Origin of the sequence: Lederbergia galactosidilytica (assembly GCF_017873565.1) — a bacterium.
Lineage (GTDB): Bacteria > Bacillota > Bacilli > Bacillales > Bacillaceae_C > Lederbergia > Lederbergia galactosidilytica.
Genome location: NZ_JAGGKH010000007.1, coordinates 63010 through 79775 on the forward strand (window position 1 = coordinate 63010; position 16766 = coordinate 79775).

General features: G+C 37.3%; 20 protein-coding genes and 1 other annotated feature. Of the genes, 1 reads left to right on the top strand and 19 read right to left on the bottom strand.

Annotated features, from left to right (window positions below; translation table 11 throughout):
* Positions 1-58 precede the first annotated feature (58 nt).
* Entirely contained in the window at positions 59-1033 is a 975-nt protein-coding gene (locus J2Z23_RS09035) for a phosphotransferase (RefSeq protein WP_209973705.1), read from the bottom strand.
* Positions 1026-2075 carry a SafA/ExsA family spore coat assembly protein gene (gene safA, locus J2Z23_RS22575; protein ID WP_057986853.1) on the bottom strand — a complete coding sequence of 350 codons (1050 nt, stop codon included), beginning with the start codon at positions 2073-2075 and terminating at the stop codon, positions 1026-1028. Before safA ends, J2Z23_RS09035 begins: the two co-directional genes overlap by 8 nt.
* A 186-nt stretch (positions 2076-2261) precedes the next feature.
* Between safA and J2Z23_RS09045 the strand changes: the two genes are divergently transcribed.
* Complete coding sequence (locus J2Z23_RS09045; RefSeq protein ID WP_209973706.1) at positions 2262-2807, top strand: transcription repressor NadR; 546 nt, start codon at positions 2262-2264, stop codon at positions 2805-2807.
* 162 nt (positions 2808-2969) lie between these two features.
* Here the strand turns inward: J2Z23_RS09045 and J2Z23_RS09050 are convergent, their stop codons facing one another.
* From J2Z23_RS09050 to J2Z23_RS09125, 17 genes are all read right to left on the bottom strand, one after another.
* Complete coding sequence (locus J2Z23_RS09050) at positions 2970-3440, bottom strand: ACT domain-containing protein (protein WP_057986856.1); 471 nt, start codon at positions 3438-3440, stop codon at positions 2970-2972.
* A 12-nt stretch (positions 3441-3452) separates the two neighbouring features.
* Complete coding sequence (gene obgE / locus J2Z23_RS09055; RefSeq protein WP_064467739.1) at positions 3453-4745, bottom strand: GTPase ObgE; 1293 nt, start codon at positions 4743-4745, stop codon at positions 3453-3455.
* A gap of 5 nt (positions 4746-4750) precedes the next feature.
* Complete coding sequence (locus J2Z23_RS09060; RefSeq protein ID WP_057986859.1) at positions 4751-5302, bottom strand: Spo0B C-terminal domain-containing protein; 552 nt, start codon at positions 5300-5302, stop codon at positions 4751-4753.
* Positions 5303-5373: 71 nt separating this feature from the next.
* Positions 5374-5496, bottom strand: a complete 123-nt coding sequence (locus J2Z23_RS22580) for a hypothetical protein (protein ID WP_274387264.1) — start codon at positions 5494-5496, stop codon at positions 5374-5376.
* 120 nt (positions 5497-5616) lie between these two features.
* The gene (gene rpmA / locus J2Z23_RS09065; protein ID WP_057986861.1) at positions 5617-5898 is read right to left on the bottom strand and encodes a 50S ribosomal protein L27; all 282 of its coding nucleotides are present in this window, start codon (positions 5896-5898) and stop codon (positions 5617-5619) included.
* Positions 5899-6045: 147 nt separating this feature from the next.
* Complete coding sequence (locus tag J2Z23_RS09070; protein ID WP_057986863.1) at positions 6046-6378, bottom strand: ribosomal-processing cysteine protease Prp; 333 nt, start codon at positions 6376-6378, stop codon at positions 6046-6048.
* A gap of 14 nt (positions 6379-6392) precedes the next feature.
* Positions 6393-6701, bottom strand: coding sequence for a 50S ribosomal protein L21 (gene rplU, locus J2Z23_RS09075; RefSeq protein ID WP_057986865.1), 309 nt, complete (start codon positions 6699-6701; stop codon positions 6393-6395).
* A gap of 13 nt (positions 6702-6714) precedes the next feature.
* Positions 6715-6838, bottom strand: a sequence feature (ribosomal protein L21 leader region).
* A gap of 464 nt (positions 6839-7302) precedes the next feature.
* Positions 7303-8169: a M50 family metallopeptidase gene (locus J2Z23_RS09080; protein WP_209973708.1), complete on the bottom strand. Its 867-nt coding sequence runs from the start codon at positions 8167-8169 to the stop codon at positions 7303-7305.
* A complete protein-coding gene (locus J2Z23_RS09085; protein WP_064467740.1) occupies positions 8162-8917 on the bottom strand; it encodes a M23 family metallopeptidase in 756 nt (251 codons plus the stop codon). Before J2Z23_RS09085 ends, J2Z23_RS09080 begins: the two co-directional genes overlap by 8 nt.
* A gap of 523 nt (positions 8918-9440) precedes the next feature.
* Positions 9441-10247: a septum site-determining protein MinD gene (minD, locus tag J2Z23_RS09090; RefSeq protein ID WP_209973710.1), complete on the bottom strand. Its 807-nt coding sequence runs from the start codon at positions 10245-10247 to the stop codon at positions 9441-9443.
* 1 nt (position 10248) lies between these two features.
* Positions 10249-10929, bottom strand: a complete 681-nt coding sequence (gene minC, locus J2Z23_RS09095; protein ID WP_057987004.1) for a septum site-determining protein MinC — start codon at positions 10927-10929, stop codon at positions 10249-10251.
* Between the two features lie 322 nt (positions 10930-11251).
* Entirely contained in the window at positions 11252-11770 is a 519-nt protein-coding gene (gene mreD / locus J2Z23_RS09100; protein ID WP_057986870.1) for a rod shape-determining protein MreD, read from the bottom strand.
* Positions 11770-12636: a rod shape-determining protein MreC gene (gene mreC, locus J2Z23_RS09105; protein ID WP_057986872.1), complete on the bottom strand. Its 867-nt coding sequence runs from the start codon at positions 12634-12636 to the stop codon at positions 11770-11772. Before mreC ends, mreD begins: the two co-directional genes overlap by 1 nt.
* A 171-nt stretch (positions 12637-12807) precedes the next feature.
* Positions 12808-13827: a rod shape-determining protein gene (locus J2Z23_RS09110; RefSeq protein WP_057986874.1), complete on the bottom strand. Its 1020-nt coding sequence runs from the start codon at positions 13825-13827 to the stop codon at positions 12808-12810.
* Between the two features lie 169 nt (positions 13828-13996).
* Positions 13997-14668, bottom strand: a complete 672-nt coding sequence (gene radC, locus J2Z23_RS09115; RefSeq protein WP_128738470.1) for a RadC family protein — start codon at positions 14666-14668, stop codon at positions 13997-13999.
* Between the two features lie 47 nt (positions 14669-14715).
* The gene (locus tag J2Z23_RS09120; RefSeq protein ID WP_057986877.1) at positions 14716-15288 is read right to left on the bottom strand and encodes a Maf family protein; all 573 of its coding nucleotides are present in this window, start codon (positions 15286-15288) and stop codon (positions 14716-14718) included.
* 442 nt (positions 15289-15730) lie between these two features.
* A complete protein-coding gene (locus J2Z23_RS09125; RefSeq protein WP_057986879.1) occupies positions 15731-16753 on the bottom strand; it encodes an SPOR domain-containing protein in 1023 nt (340 codons plus the stop codon).
* Positions 16754-16766 lie beyond the last annotated feature (13 nt).

Below are 16766 nucleotides of genomic sequence, written 5' to 3' on the forward strand. Positions count from 1 at the left end.
GACTTATCCCTTTAACTATACCGAAAGTAGGGGTGGTGGGCAATCTTTCAAACTTTATCTATATAGATTTGACCTTTTTCATGATTTCCTTACTAAATTTTATTCTTTCTTTAAATTGTTTAAGTAATAAAGCCTCCATCGTTGACCATCTTCTTCTTTGTTCGAGCGTGTGACTTCTAGTAAAGTGCAACCATTCTCTAAAAATATCAGTTGGATAGACAAGAGCTGTTAAAAATGCTTCTTTAGTTTTAAATGGTTGAAGAGTTTGAAAAGAAAACAAGCGTTCCACGTCCCAGCCTAGATGTGGTAAAACCCGATTGGAAAGCTGCAAATAATCTATATGGGGAGGTGCCAAAGCAATTAAATCAAAATCAATTAGCCATAATTGGCCGTTTTTATCTCTAATAAAATTATGACTAGCTACATCCCCATGAATAATACAGTTAGGCTCTTCTTTAAAAAAAGCAGCCTGGTTTTGCAGTTTATCTAAAGCCCATTCCCCAAGTTCTGCAAAATAATTTAAATGAGAACGTAGCGGATGCTGAGAATATAGAGGCAGTGTATATCGATAGTCGATTAATCTCTTCTTCCATTTATTTATTTGTTCAAAAACGGGTATTTGCTCTTTTACAACATTAGATAAATTAGTCGTTGCATGATGATATTTTCGCAGCAAAAAGCAGACATCCCTGATGTCAGATTCATGCGAATAACTAACTTTTCGCCCTTTTTTTGCTTCTATAAATTGAATGAGTCCAAAAACTTTATTTTCTTGTACAAATGGTTTTGGATGAAAAGAATAAATTTGGGTAAAACCACTTTTCTTTAATTGTTCAGTAAAGGATACCTGTCTTTTAAAAGTTTCTAATGAAGAAAATCCTTTCAAAATCCAATCCTGATTCTGTGTGCTCACTTTCCATACCATGTTTTTTATTGGGTTTATCCGAATAAAAGGAAGATCAAAATTCTCTTTTAATAAAAGAAGGAGACGGCGTTTCATTCCGTCTCTTTCTTCAAAAAAGTCTTTATTCATCTTCTTCCCCATTTTCATGGCGCATCGGCATTGCATAAGAAGGAGGCATCGCTGTTCCCATAGGTGGATACCCTTGGTACATCTGTCCCTGATGCATCGGCATTGGTTGAGCATGCATACCATAAGGTTGCTGAGGATAGTAAGATGTTTGATTTCCACATCCGCAATCCCCTACTGGATTCGCAAAATTAGCCTGTGGCATCATCGGTTGCTGAAATCCTGGTGCCGGCATACCCGTAAAAGGATAAGGCTGAGCCATTCCCGGCATCATTCCCATTTGCTGATAATCTGAGGAACTCTCTACTTGATTATACGCTTCAGCATAATGGGTGTGATGCATATCTAAAGACTCATCCCATTCCCAATACGTTTGTGGACCATAACCAGTCATTGGAGCACTAGCCATAGGTGCTGTATGGAAAGGCATCATAGGTGTAGACGTCATTGCTCCTTGAACCTGTGGCATCATATACCCTTGATATGGATGTGGTTGTGGGTATGGATAACATGGATCAAAACATGGTTGTGGAACAGGATAACATCCATACATAGGCTGCTGAATCGGCATTTCTGGTGAATAAGACGATTCCTCTTTATGATGATGAACAGGTTTCTCCTTTGGTGGCGCTGGCTGTGCCATTTGCTGGGTCTGCATTTGTTGCATATTCATCATATAATAATTGTTAATATCTATCTCCGGTAATGGCTGTGGCTGAGGCATTACAGGTTGATAGATATGATGTGGTTTCTCTTTCTTTGGTTTTTCCTTTGGTGGCTTTGCAACTGGCATTGGTGCTTCCTTTTTAGGTAAAAATGGATGTTCCGCCTTAGGCATTTCTTTCTTTCCTGTTGGGTGATGATGAATCGGTTTCTCTTTTGCGCCTCCACCAGAATGACCAGGTACTTTAATTTTCATTCCTGGCATAATCATTTCAGGATTAGACAATTGCGCATTTAATTTTTTTAATTCATCGAAATTCACGCCATACTTTTGGGCAATATTCCATAATGTTTCTCCTTTTTGTACAATATGGATTTTCACAAATTTTCCCTCCTCAAGCTCAGTCTATATAGTGTATGAATGTTTGGGCAAAATGCTAATAATCTTCATCAAAACTTATGAGATTGGGCGTTTATTTATGACAAATCGAGTTTGTCTAAGTTCAATAATGAAGGAAGAACTAGGAATATGATAAAATAGGCTTAGAATATGGAATGGAGGGATTGCATGAAGGAAGAAGGAAAAAAAATACTTGGGGAAGAAAGAAGAGAAAAACTGCTTTCCTTATTACAAGAAAGTCATTCTCCCATTACCGGAAGTGAACTTGCGAAAAAAACAGGGGTTAGTCGGCAAGTAATCGTTGGAGATATTAATTTATTAAAGGCGCGAAATATTCCTATTATGGCTACAAGTCAAGGCTACTTGTATATACGGCCCGCTCAGAATAATTTTCTTATTGAAAAAACGATCGTTTGCTCCCACTCACGTAGCCAAACAAAAGAAGAATTGAATATTTTGGTCGACCATGGGATTACCGTGAAAAATGTTGCTATCGAACACCCCATTTATGGAGATCTTACTGCCTCCTTGATGGTTTCGAACCGAAAAGAAGTTGAACATTTTCTAAATAAAGTCAAATTAACAAACTCTTCCCTTTTAGCTGATCTAACTTCTGGTATTCACTTACATACGTTAGCGGCGCCTAGTAACGAAGCGATCGAAAAAGCAGAGAAAGAATTGAAAGCAGCGGGAATATTAGTTGATGAAAATTAAATACCTTATCCAGACTAAGATTCTGGATAAGGTGTTTCTTTCACAACTTATATTTAGTTCCAAATAGAAATTCGATCGGTAATCAAGCATCTTAACGTATGGTAATCGCTTGGATAGAGATATCTAGAAAAGTTTGATTTTATAAACAGATTTCTTCTCTGTTTAACCTCCCGAACTCAATACATCGACTTTATCAACAAATTCCAATCGATTTAGCTCAGCAAGAAGATCGTCAATTTCAACATTCATACTTGCGATATCAAGTGAAAGTGTAACATTCGCTCGTCCTTGTAAAGGTATTGTTTGGTGTATGGTTAGCACATTACAAGCATAGTTGGCTACAGTGGCCAGTAATGTTGATAAAGCACCTGGGCGATCTTCAAGGTAAAAAAACAACGAAATAATTTTTTCTTTTACAACCCTGTGAAAAGGTAGAACAGTGTCTCGATATTTATAAAATGCACTGCGACTTAAATCAACTTGTTGGACAGCGTCCCAAATAGAAACAGACTTTTTCCGTTCAATCAATTCTTTCGCTTCCAATGTTTTTTTCATCGCTTCAGGCAAAACATCTTCACGCACTAAATAAAACTTTTTTTGATATTCTCTCTTCCCCAATATCCTCTCCCCCATTCACCACAGGTCCTATTCAACAAATTCAAATTCAAATTCGAGAATTCGAATAATATCTCCATCCTTCGCTCCACGTTCACGTAAAGCATCATCGACACCCATTCCCCTCATTTGCCTAGCAAAACGTCGGACCGATTCATCCCTTGAAAAATCAGTCATTTTAAATAATCGCTCGATCACATCTCCACTTATTACAAAAGCACTATCTGGATCTCTTGTGATCGTAAATTGATCGGGATCTTTCTCATGCCGGTAAACAACTCGATGAATTTCCGCATCAGTATCTACGATATCATAAAGTGGGAATTCCGGAGTTGTTTCTAATTGATTCGCTACTTCAAATAGTAAATCCCTGACCCCTTGTCTCGTAAGCGCGGAAATCGGATAAATCGGATACTCTTCCTTTAGTTTATTTCGAAATACACTTAAATTTTCCTCTGCTTCTGGCATGTCCATTTTATTGGCAACAATAATTTGAGGGCGCTCCATCAAGCGAAGATTATACTTTTCTAACTCTTGATTAATAGTCTGAAAATCTTCAAATGGATCTCTGCCCTCCATGCCAGACATATCAATCACATGAACAATGACTCTTGTTCGCTCAATATGTCGCAAAAATTGGTGACCAAGACCAACTCCTTCATGCGCTCCTTCTATTAGGCCTGGCAAATCAGCCATCACAAAACTACGGCTATCTTCTGTCTCAACCACACCCAGATTAGGAACAATTGTTGTGAAATGGTATTCGGCTATTTTGGGTTTAGCAGCAGAAACAACAGAAAGAAGAGTGGATTTGCCTACACTTGGAAAGCCAACAAGACCAACATCAGCAAGGATTTTCAGTTCAAGAACTACATCTCTTTCTTGACCTGGCTCACCATTTTCTGCCATTTCTGGAGCAGGATTTGCCGGTGTCGCAAAACGGATATTTCCTCTCCCCCCACGTCCTCCTCTAGCCACTACAGCTTTCTGTCCATGTTCTACAAGATCTGCGATAACCTCTTCTGTCTCAAGATCTTTTACAACGGTTCCTGGAGGAACTTTTACAACTAAATCTTCAGCACCTTTACCATGCTTACTTTTTGACATTCCATGCTCGCCTCGAGATGCTTTGAAGTGCCGCTGATACCGGAAGTCCATCAGTGTACGTAATCCTTCATCTACCTGGAAAACAACATCTGCACCTTTTCCACCATCTCCGCCAGCTGGTCCACCCATTGCCACGTATTTTTCTCTGCGGAAGGCAACCATTCCATTGCCGCCATCCCCACCTTTCACATAAACCTTTACCTGATCGACAAACACAATGATCACTCCATTTCATCAAAAATAACTTTACATATAAAATTTCTTTCACTTATTTCTTGAAGGTTAATGTGAATTTGCTCCTCTTTATGATGTAATAACCATTGCTCGAACGCCCGTAAATCTTTTAACTTTCCCACAAAATCAAAATGCAAGGAAAGGCTATTTTCCAAAGGTTCAATCGATATATATAATTGATTCCCATATAATGGATGAAGCGCATTTGAAATAGTTTGAAAAAAACCTTTCATCCAATTCGTCAATGCCCAATCATTTATGGAACGGGTAGGCAAATCATTCATAAACTCATACTCTATCTGAAATGTATGACCTTCCCCTCCCCAATTATGAAGTAGAAGTAATGTCGCAAATTCCGGCAATCCTAAATTTGTCAATTTCGTTTCTTGTTGAGATTCCAACACAATTTCTTCAATCACACGTTCAGCTTGGTCCACTTTTCCTAACGCCAGATAACCCTTGATTAATTGAATACGATTAAGCCAATCATGGCGTGAGTGTTGCAATAAAGTAAGTGTTTCTTCTTTACCTTTCATCATTATATCCTTTCCACCATTCTTCAATCGTTTCTATAATATATCAAAAAGAAGCTAATTAGTAGAAATACGTGTCAAAAAGGACGATAAAAAGAACCATGTTCAATAAAGGCCAGTGGCAACAATCCCATCATTTGCTGCCAGATCGACCTATCAGCCGACAGTTTAAAGTGAACATCAATATCCCAACTATACATGGCGACTCGCAATTAACTTAACAGGAAAGCCCTCTATCGTACACAAAGCTCACTTTATCATTTTGCTTGAAAATAAAAAAGCTCTAGCCAAATTTGGTTAGAGCTTTTCTGTGATCTATCTTATGCTACTGGGTATACGCTAACTTTTTTCTTGTTACGACCAACACGTTCAAAGCGAACCACACCATCAGTTTTTGCAAATAGTGTATCATCACTTCCACGGCCAACATTTTCCCCAGGATGAATTTTTGTTCCGCGTTGACGGTATAAAATTGATCCACCAGTTACAAATTGACCATCTGCACGTTTCGCACCCAATCGTTTTGATTCAGAATCACGACCGTTTTTAGTAGAACCTACCCCTTTTTTCGAAGCGAAAAATTGAAGATCCAATCTTAGCATTTGATTCACCTCCACGTTAACGCAAATGCCTTAGAGAGCCTAACAAGAAAATATTCAAAATCGAAAAAATTCGTTTTAGGGTTTTATCTTCTCAGATTATTTGACCTTGAGAGGCTAGGCACTTGCTAATTCTAGCTAAATTAAGTTTTATTTTATAAATTTGATTTTAACAAATTCAGGATATTCTCTTTCTATCGTCTGCAAGGAAACAAGCATACCTTCTAATAATAACTGAACCTGTTTTTTCACTTCTCCCTCTAATGAATGAGGAAGGAGACATTTTAGAAAACCATCTTCTTCAATTGTGATATTAGGTTCAATAGAAGTGAGAGCCATAACTGCATTTAAGCTGCCAAATGCAACAGCTGAAACTCCTGCACATACAATATCTTTGCCTTTGTCAGCAAATTGAGCATGACCTTCCATTGTAAAACCACTAATGTCGCCATCAGCTGAATGGCTAATTCTAATTTGAATCATAGAATCAACTTCACTTAAGCATTGATCTTTTCAATGACTAGTTTTGTATAAGGCTGACGATGCCCTTGTTTTTTATGATAATTTTTCTTTGGCTTATATTTGAAAACAACAATTTTCTTTTGACGGCCTTGTTTTTCAACTTTAGCTGTAACCGTAGCTCCCTCAACAAATGGGCTCCCTACTTTTACATCTTCGCCACCAACAAAAAGAACTTTGTCAAAAGTAAAAGAATCACCTTCAGTAGCATCTACCTTTTCAACGTAGATAACTTGTCCTTCTTCGACTTTAACTTGTTTTCCACCAGTTTCAATAATTGCGTACATAATCGCACCTCCCTATTAGACTAAGACTCGCCATTTGCAGGTGTTCTATCAGAAAAGGCACTGAAGCTAATTTCAAACTTCTTTTCAAAAATAGAAACTTCTAACGTTATACCTGTTATGTGCGGTTGTAGCTCAGGCGCTACAAACTAACATAAAAAATTTTAGCATATACAATTAGTATCTGTCAATAGCCGTTTGATGTTTAAGTTTACATGAAAAATAACCCGGGGCTATATAATAAAAAGACATGCAAAAGCCCAATCACATTTTCTCGATAGATATGCTATTTAGACTGGTGTAGGGGAAATCTGCGGCGGCAAATATAAATTGTTTAGTGAGTCAATTTCATCATTGCTTATAAATGATCAATAAACGATGTTAAAGGAGATTGAATTGTTAGTCCATGTATTTACTTAACTTAGTTGATTGGAGCGAAGGTGGCGACTCTTGGGGGATTAGCGTGACAGGTGAGATCCCGCAGGAGCACATATGAGCTGCCCCCCGGAAATCGTCCACCTGAAATGTAAATCAACGTTGTTCGGATTTGATTGCTAAAACCTCTATTATGCAATTGATTCTAGTAATTAAAGAATAAAGGTGATTAACTCGCATAAACAAGATCCATTAAACGAGCTCTAACTTTTTTCTCTGAAAAATATGCATAAAGGAGTTCATTCTCGTCCAATTGAAATTCTCCTTCCGAATTTCCATCAATATCAATTAAATGTTTATATCCGCGCTTGAATTTACTTAATATGTCAAAAACATAATCATCCCTATCTGCCTGTATTGTTTGTAAACGAGAAATACTTTGTTGCTCTCCAAAATGGCGTTCTAACAGGAAGCGCATTAGCATATATTTTCGCTGCTTCCATTCCGTCCATAAACAAGTATCTAAATAAATTAAAATAGCCCAAATATTGATATTGAAAGGATCAATCATAATAACAAGCATATGAAAAATCAACAAAATCACAAATGAAATAATAACAGACATACGAAGGGAATCAAGATAAGGTTTATAAGTAGAGAGATATAGATGAACTAACTTACCGCCATCAAGAGGACGAATTGGCAAAAGATTAAAAAACATAATCATCCAATTATATTGGACGATTTGCTGAGCATAATCTGCTGATATCAATCCTCCCATATAAAGAACTGGTATCAGTCCAGCTATCCATAGATGTTGAAGTGGACCTCCCACAATCACACAGAAATCTTCTAACATACTTCGATTTCCATGTTCATCTACATCACAAAAACCCCCAAATGGGAGAAGCATTACTCTTTTTATTTTCCAATTAAAAAACTGAGCGACAAGGGCATGACCCATTTCATGAATAAAAACGATCGCAAAGAGGGCGAGCAACTCCCAAAAGTATCCGGTCATCACACTTAGCCCTGCTATAATCCATAATAATGAATGGACTCTGATTTTTGTGAAAACACGCCCGTATTTATTCAAATTTCATCACCTGAATAGGATCAATAAACGTATCATGTTGCTTAATTGCAAAATAAAACTCTCCTGTTTCTCGATCCTCACCTGAAGAAACAGTACCTATAATTTGCCCTGCCTTTACTTTTTCCAGTGATTTCACAGAAATATGCTCCAACTTACCATACCATGTTTCCGAATAATCTGAGTGTTGAATAATAACGGTATTGCCAATGCCTTCCTTCTTACCAGCAAACGTGACCGTTCCAGCTGATATCGCCTCTACTTTAGCTTCTGTTCCCGTTTCCATGATGATTCCCTGTTGCTCTTCTGAAAAAGGTTCCAATATTTTTCCTGTTACAGGCATAGCGAAACTCTCCTGCTGACTCTCTCGTTTAGAATCTGATTGTACAGGAAACAGAGCAAGTGGTTGTCCAAATTTTTCTTCATACCAGTCCGCCACGACAGCAAATTGGAATTCACGTTCAAATGTTTTTTTAATACCAGCTCTTGCTTCTTCCATTTTTTGTGAAGGTGATTGAAAAATAATTGCAATAAGAAGAACGAGAATGGCAGAGATAAATATTTTCATAAAAAAGACTTCTTTTTTAAAAAGTGGATGGATCGATTCGTTAGGGTCTGATTCAAACACAAAATTTTCCCCACCATCCTGTTCAAAAAATGTCTCTTCCACTTTTCGATCACGTGTAACACCATATTGTCTCCTTCTTTTATTCAATTCTCTGCGAATTTGTTCCACTCTATGACGATCCATTCTCCTCCATCCCCTTTAACTATTTTTACTACCATATGACTTGTCCTGATTAAATATGCAAAAGAGATGGTTCTTAATAAAACAGTTGGATTACGGATAAAAAACAAACATAAACAATGCTTGGAACTAGGACTACGATCACGATTATCAATGTCATAAGGTCATTGATGCAGAGCAGCTAAGCGATTCTCCATATTTCGTAACACTACTATTCTGTCTTACTGTTGCCATGCAAAATAAAGATTGAAAATGTTTTAATTGCGAAGCTGCGATAGCCAACTTTAAAAAGGGGATTTAAACTGCTTTTGGAAAGTAAAAAGTATTAAGTTAACTTAGCAAATCCCAAGGGAAGTAAGAGATCGGCAAGACTTTGAAGTCTCAGTCTAGAATGGGTGTGACATTCCCACATTGAATGGGAACATATTCTGTTTGTAGTATTCAAAAGCTATATTTCATTTCATTCTATGTCCGAAGATCAAAAAAAGCTTCCACACCAAAAATGTGAAAGCTTTTTTAAGTAATATTATGATGAACTACTAAATAACTTCTTCAATTTTACAAAGAATCCAGATTTTTCACCATCAAGAGATTGTAAGGGAACTGACTCCCCTAAAATTCTTCTTGCTATATTCCTATATGCAATGGAGGCTTTACTATTAGGATTTAGAGCAATTGGCTCTCCTTGATTTGACGATTTAATCACTTCTGCATCATCTTGAACGATCCCCAGTAGATCAATCGATAAATGCTGAGCAATTTCATCAACATCTAAAACATCGCCATCTTTCATCATTTGACTACGAATTCGATTGATAATCAATTTCGGTGGTTCAATCGTTTCTTCCTTTTCTAAAAGCCCAATAATTCGATCCGCATCTCTGACAGCGGAAATTTCAGGTGTAGTCACAACAATCGCACTATCTGCTCCAGCGACAGCATTTTTATATCCTTGCTCAATCCCAGCTGGGCAATCTATTAAAATATAATCATAATCCAGTTTCATATCAGATACAAGCTGTTTCATTTGCTCAGGAGATACAGCGGTTTTATCACTCGTTTGTGCTGCTGGTAATAGAAATAAACGATCATCAAACCTTTTATCCTTCACTAATGCTTGATGTGGCTTACATTTTCCTTCCACAACATCAACAAGATCGTAAATAATGCGACTTTCTAAGCCTAATACCACATCTAGGTTTCTTAGTCCTATATCTGTATCGATCAAACAAACTTTTTTCCCTTGCAGGGCAAGGGCTGTTCCAAGATTTGCGGAGGTTGTTGTTTTCCCAACTCCTCCTTTACCTGATGTAATAACAATCGCCTCACCCATTCTAACGTCCCCCTTTGAATCTCGTAATATTCGGTCTAATATGTTTCAAATTTTGCAATCTATCAATCATAATTTGTTGTGAATCATCTATGTAGGCACATTCCATTTGATGGTGGCCATCCTGATCATGATAATCAGGGGCCCTTGTGATACATTCAGAAATTCGCAATTGTGATGGTGTCATAAAAGAAGCTACAATAACGGCTTCCTTTTTTCCTGAAAAACCAGCATGGGCGATTCCCTTTAATGCTCCCATGATAAAGATATTGCCACCAGCTCGAACGGTCCCACCAGGATTAACGTCTCCCACAAGTAATAAGTCGCCGGGAACTTCCAATACTTGTCCTGATCTAACTATTGTAGTAACTGAAGTGATAAATTGCTCATCGATAATCCGCTGTGATTCTTCCTTTGTTAGAACATTGCTCACAATCTCCTCAACTACGAGATTTTTTTGATAACATATTCGCTCTTTAAGTTCCTCTTGTTGCTCTTCCGTCAAAAAGCGATTACCAGCTTGAATGCGTACGGAGATAAGGGGACTATCATTTTCTCGTCCTTGTAAGTCCACTAACTTCTGATCCAATTCTTGTAGCAATGATTCATATGAACATGTATCGTTTAATTGTAATGAAAGACCATTTTTCGTTCCTTTTATCATGACATTTTGTCTATTTTTCATAAGTAGCGGGCAAAGGAGACGTTCTATCGTTGACTGTGCCCTATTATCTCCTTTCAACAACTAACTTCCATTGGTTCATTTATTATATTTTAACGCAAAGAACCAAAATCGTCATCTCTTGCTCATTCGACAAATCTTGAAAAAGTCCTCTTTTTAAGTAGGCGCTTAGCCTTAATAAGCAAAAAATTTAATTCCGTACAAGCATAGATGGCATTTTTTATAGATGATTTAGCAAAAAATACGATTCTGCCATGAGGTCGAGGAACTCACATCAAGTAAATTTCTAAAGTCGAAATGATTATAATTTCCTAGATCACATCATTTATTCGTGAAGTTCAATTTTTTTATGTTTTGACAATAGTTTCTTGAATGGAAAATAAATAACCAAGAAAAAGATTTGATTTATAATGAGTGTAGGCCATAATCTCTGATTAAGAAAAGTATGTGTGTCCACATTACGTTGTAGTACAAATACATTCATTCCATACACTACAAATTCAACCATTCCAACACATAAAAGGGAAATAAAAAAGGTGGTAATAATATTTGCTTGAACCACTCTTGCCATCTTAGAAGCTAAATAAACAGCAATTGGGAGAAGAAATAAATAAACACCAATTATCTCCGTATAATAAATATCAAATAACAAACCGAAAATAGCCGCATAAATCAGGGTTTGATTACGCAAATAGAAAATTCCCATGACAATGAAAAGGACTAATAAAAAATGAGGAACTAATAGGATATCTAATTTAAATAGACCTGGAGGTGTTAACTCTACAAAAACACTTTCACAATAAAAGCATAAGGTTAAAAGAAGAGGAAGAACCAAGCGTTTCATCATTCTTCCTCCTTATCTAAGTTAGATTGTTTCCCCATCGTCCGTGCAACAACCATAACATGTTCGAAATCATAAAAATGTGCAGATGGTTCAATATAAGCAATTTGAGTCAGCCCAAATCGATCCATTTCTACAGATTTTACTTTTCCGATATCAAGCGTTTTTGGGAAAACTCCGCCAAGACCGGAAGTTATCACATTTTGTCCTTCTTTAATTTTTTTATCAACAGGAATATCCTTCATTAATAATAATTTTTTCTCGGAATCATAGCCATTGATTAAACCAAAAATCTTATCTTTTCCTTGAATTTGCGCTGACACCCTATTCTGGGTGTTTTCTGATGTTAATAACTCAACGGTCGCTGTCATCGGGGAAACACTGATCACTTTACCAACTAATCCTTTTGCAGTGATAACAGCCATCTCCGTGTCTACACCACTATTCGTTCCCTTGTTAATAATAAATTTTTCATCCCATCTTTCTGGATTACGGCTAATAACAGTGGCTTGAATGGTTTCATATTCACGCAAATCATCCGTTTTCTTAAGGACATTTCTTAATTCCTTATTATCTTCTTTTAAATCGGCAATTTCCTTTTCTAACTTAGCCAAACCTTCTAATCGAGATTTCAATTTCTTATTTTCAGTATATGTATTTTTTAAATCTTCTACATTTCCAAAGAAATTAGCAATTCCATGAGCTGGTCTAGAAACGATCGATTGACCGAAACCAACCACATCTTTAAAGAATTGCTCAGGTTTTGAAATATTGTCCTTATCTCTCAAGGAAAAACCAATAAGTGAAACCAGGACAATAAGACTGACTAATAATATAATTAGACGTTTATTCAGAAAAAAATGGGGCATTCGATACACCTCTAACTTTCAAAACGGAATAACTTAACAGTAATAGGAGCCTTTTCGCTAAAGGCGCAAGGATGAATGGTAAAAAACCAGAGCAAAAAACACACCATTCTGAGGCATTTCTTGCAGGCTTAAAAGTAGAAGCGCCAGCAGTAAGAACCGGCGCATCTTTTCTTATCGAGAATCTTTTGCTTTATTCTTAAATAGATCGATATGGTCTAAAGCTTTTCCTGTTCCAATTGCTACACAATCAAGTGGCTCATCAGCAATTAATACGGGCATTTCCGTTTCTTTACTCATCACCTTATCTAGATTATGTAATAAAGCTCCGCCACCTGTTAAGACAATTCCACGGTCCATAATATCGGCAGCTAATTCTGGCGGTGTCTTTTCTAATGTATTTTTCACCCCATCAATAATAGCCGTTACAGTATCGCTAAGTGCACCAGAAATTTCTTCTGCAGAAATTTCGATTGTTTTTGGCAGACCAGTAAGTAAATCGCGGCCACGGATCTCCATCGGTGCAAGTCCCTCTGTTTCCCCCGCTGAGCCTATCTCAACTTTAATCGCCTCTGCTGTCCGATCCCCAATTAATAAATTATATTTTTTACGAATATAAGCGATAATTGATTCATCGAAGTTGTCTCCAGCAGTGCGAATCGACATACTTGTGACAATTCCCCCTAGAGAGATAACAGCCACTTCTGTTGTTCCACCACCTATATCTACAACCATACTTCCTGTTGGTTCCCATACTGGTAAATCTGCACCGATCGCCGCAGCAAAAGGCTCCTCGATTGGATAAGCATCACGGGCTCCAGCTTCTCTCGTAGCATCAAGCACAGCTCTTTGCTCTACAGCCGTAATACCTGAAGGAACACAAACCATAACATATGGTTTGCCACCCATACCCTTTCCTTTAACTGCTTGTTTAATATAATACTTCATCATCGCTGCTGTTGTTTCATAATCGGCAATAACACCGTCTTTCATTGGGCGTAAGGCAATGATATTCCCAGGTGTTCGGCCGATCATATTTCTTGCATCATTTCCCACTGCAACAATTTTCTTTGTATCTGTTTGTAATGCAACAACAGATGGTTCTCGTAAAACAATACCTTTTCCTTTTGCAAAAACTAGGGTATTAGCCGTTCCTAAATCAATCCCTAGATCTTTCGTTCCAAATCCAAACATTGTATGTATCTCCCTTTCTCATGCCATATGTCTCATAAGACATTTTCTATAATTCATTTGGCAAAATTCGCGATTTTTCGTATTTTACATAGACTTGCTCTACTAAATACTACATTATTATTCAAAATGCCAGTATTATTATATCTTAACCTTTTTCAAAATAACAGTCTCACATATACCCTTTTTCTTTCATACTGACATATTTTTTATCCCCAATGATTAAATGATCTAAAACTTCAATCCCTAGCATTTTCCCACACTCAGTTAAACGTCGGGTTACCTCAATGTCTTCACGGGAGGGTGTTGGATCTCCTGATGGATGATTGTGGAAGCAAATAATCGAGGCTGCAGCACGCCGGAACGCCTCTCTAAACACTTCCCTCGGATGGACGATCGACGCATTTAGACTTCCTATAAAAATAGTTTGGCGGTGGATCACTTGATTTTTCGTATTTAGATATAAGGCCACAAAATGTTCTTGAGTAAGAAAACGCATGTCATTCATCACATAATTGGCCCCATCTTCAGGACTTCTAATAACATAGCGATCATCATACGTTAAATTGCTTATTCTTCTCCCTAATTCGACAGCTGCCACTAATTGAACTGCTTTCGCTTTGCCAATTCCCTTAACACTTATAAGTTCTTCAAAAGCTGCGTCTTTTAACCACATGAGCCCATCAAATTTTGTTAAAAGACGATTGGCTAATTGAAGGACAGATTCTGACTTTGTTCCTGTTCTTAAAAGAATTGCAACTATTTCTTGAGTAGATAAGCTTTCTGGTCCTGTTTTAATCAAGCGCTCACGAGGACGGTCATCGACAGGGAAATCTCTAATCATTAACGCCTTTTTAGTTTCCAATATACTCCTCCTTATTATATAGATGTTTACGAATAAGGAACAAGCCTCTTTTCCATAAAAAGACGAAATAATCGGGAGATCGGTAGACCTACAACGGAATAATAATCCCCTTGAATAGATTTGACGAATAAGGAGCCCAAACCTTGAATGCCATATGCTCCTGCCTTATCAAAGGGTTCACCATTATCTAAATACTTTTCAATTTCTTGATCTGTTAATGGCCAAAAATCAACTGCCGTTTTCTCATAAAATGATTCTGTATGCTGTTCATTGACCAACGTAACACCTGTGTAAACAAAATGTCTCTTCCCAGAAAGTTCACATAGCATATCTTTCGCTTCTTTTCTACTTTTAGGTTTACCAAGTATCTTCTCATTCGAGACAACGATTGTATCTGCAGCAATAATAGTAGAAGAAGGAAATTGTTGAGCGGCTACATTCGCTTTTCGAGAGGATAACATAATCACAATCTCTCCAGGTGGTAATTTTTGATTAACAGATTCATCCACATTAGGTGAAAAAGTAGTAAATGGAATGTTTAATTTTTTAAGGAGATCTTTTCTGCGGGGTGATGTTGAAGCCAAGATGAGGTTCTTCATGTAGTTATCCTACCTTTCTCAAGAATGGGAGATACATGCTTTTATCCTACCAAGAAAAGAACAAAGGCGCAAGCACCTGTTCAATGACGTATAATTTATTAGATAATATGAATGAAGGGCTAAAAAAGACGCCTCGTCTTTGCAACAATGTCAACTGTGAGGTCATGTCGCTTCATCTGCACTAGTACATCCTGTACTACTCTAACATCTTGGTGACCCGAGATAATGGAAATGCAACACACTGAACGATGAAAAACGAAAAGCAGTTGCTAGGGGTTGACAGGAGTATTTGACTCAGGCTTCTACCGCCTGACTGCAGTCTATTATTACACCCATCCGCTAAGTACAAGGATTTGTTGTAAAAGTAAAGTCGTATTCGAATATTAGATAATACAAAGAAACAGAGAGGAAACTGATAGATTTACATAAAATAAGCAGCCACTCAAGAGGATTGGCTACTTATTTTATAATATATCGACATATAATCTAATAAAGCCTGTTGAACTTTTAATGTTTCAGCTTGATTACCAGAAGCTTGCTCAAGACTTTTGATAGCTGCCTGCAATTTTCCCTGCAAATTCACAGCTTCCTTATTTTCGTAAGACTCCTTATGCGAATCTATTAATTGTAAACCAGCTCGTAAAACATCCTCATTGGCCTCTCCGCCCAACTCTATCTTTACCATTTCCCCAGCAATATCTTTAAAGTAATTAACTTCTTTTGAGAATTGCTCAGCCTGTGCTTTGGAACCTAATGTGATGCTGCTTTCCCCTAATGGTAATTCTGTAGCCCACACATCTATTAAACCATTCTCCTTCTCATTTTTCTCCCAAGCCTTCGCCTCTTGAAGGTCCCCTGCTACCCCTAGGAACAAATAATATTTTCCATCCATTTCCAAAATTGTTGTAGCATAGTTTTGATTGGCCAATTCCTTTGCTACAGATTCAGCATTCTCATTAGAAGAAAAAACACCTGCCTGCAGAACAGGTAACGTCATTGCCGGTAATGTTGTTTCGAAATTCGTAGTAGCATCCTTCTTTTGTTCCCCTGTATTAGGTGCTGGAGCAGTTGGATTTTGTTCTACAGTAGTAGCTTGTATATCTTCTTTTTTCATAATTTCTAAAATAAAAGTCCCAAGTAACAATCCCACTGTTATGGCCAGTACAAAAGATACAATCAATTTTTTAATCCCCAATTTAAATGGGCCACTTCCAACTCTATGAATATTTGGACGTTTTTTTGTTTCGGTATGATGATTCACTTTAAATTCAGGAATTTCCGTTTCCTCTTCATTTGGTAGAATCCATTCAAACTCTTCTTCATCTAGCATATCCTCTGAGGAAGCTGCGGATGTTTCTTCTGAAGCCGCTTGCCAATCATGAACAACCGTTTTTTCCTCAAAAGGGCGTTCTTTACCATTTAATTTGATTTTAATTGTTGATTTTTGGCCATTTTCTTCTTCCATTCTGATTACCTCC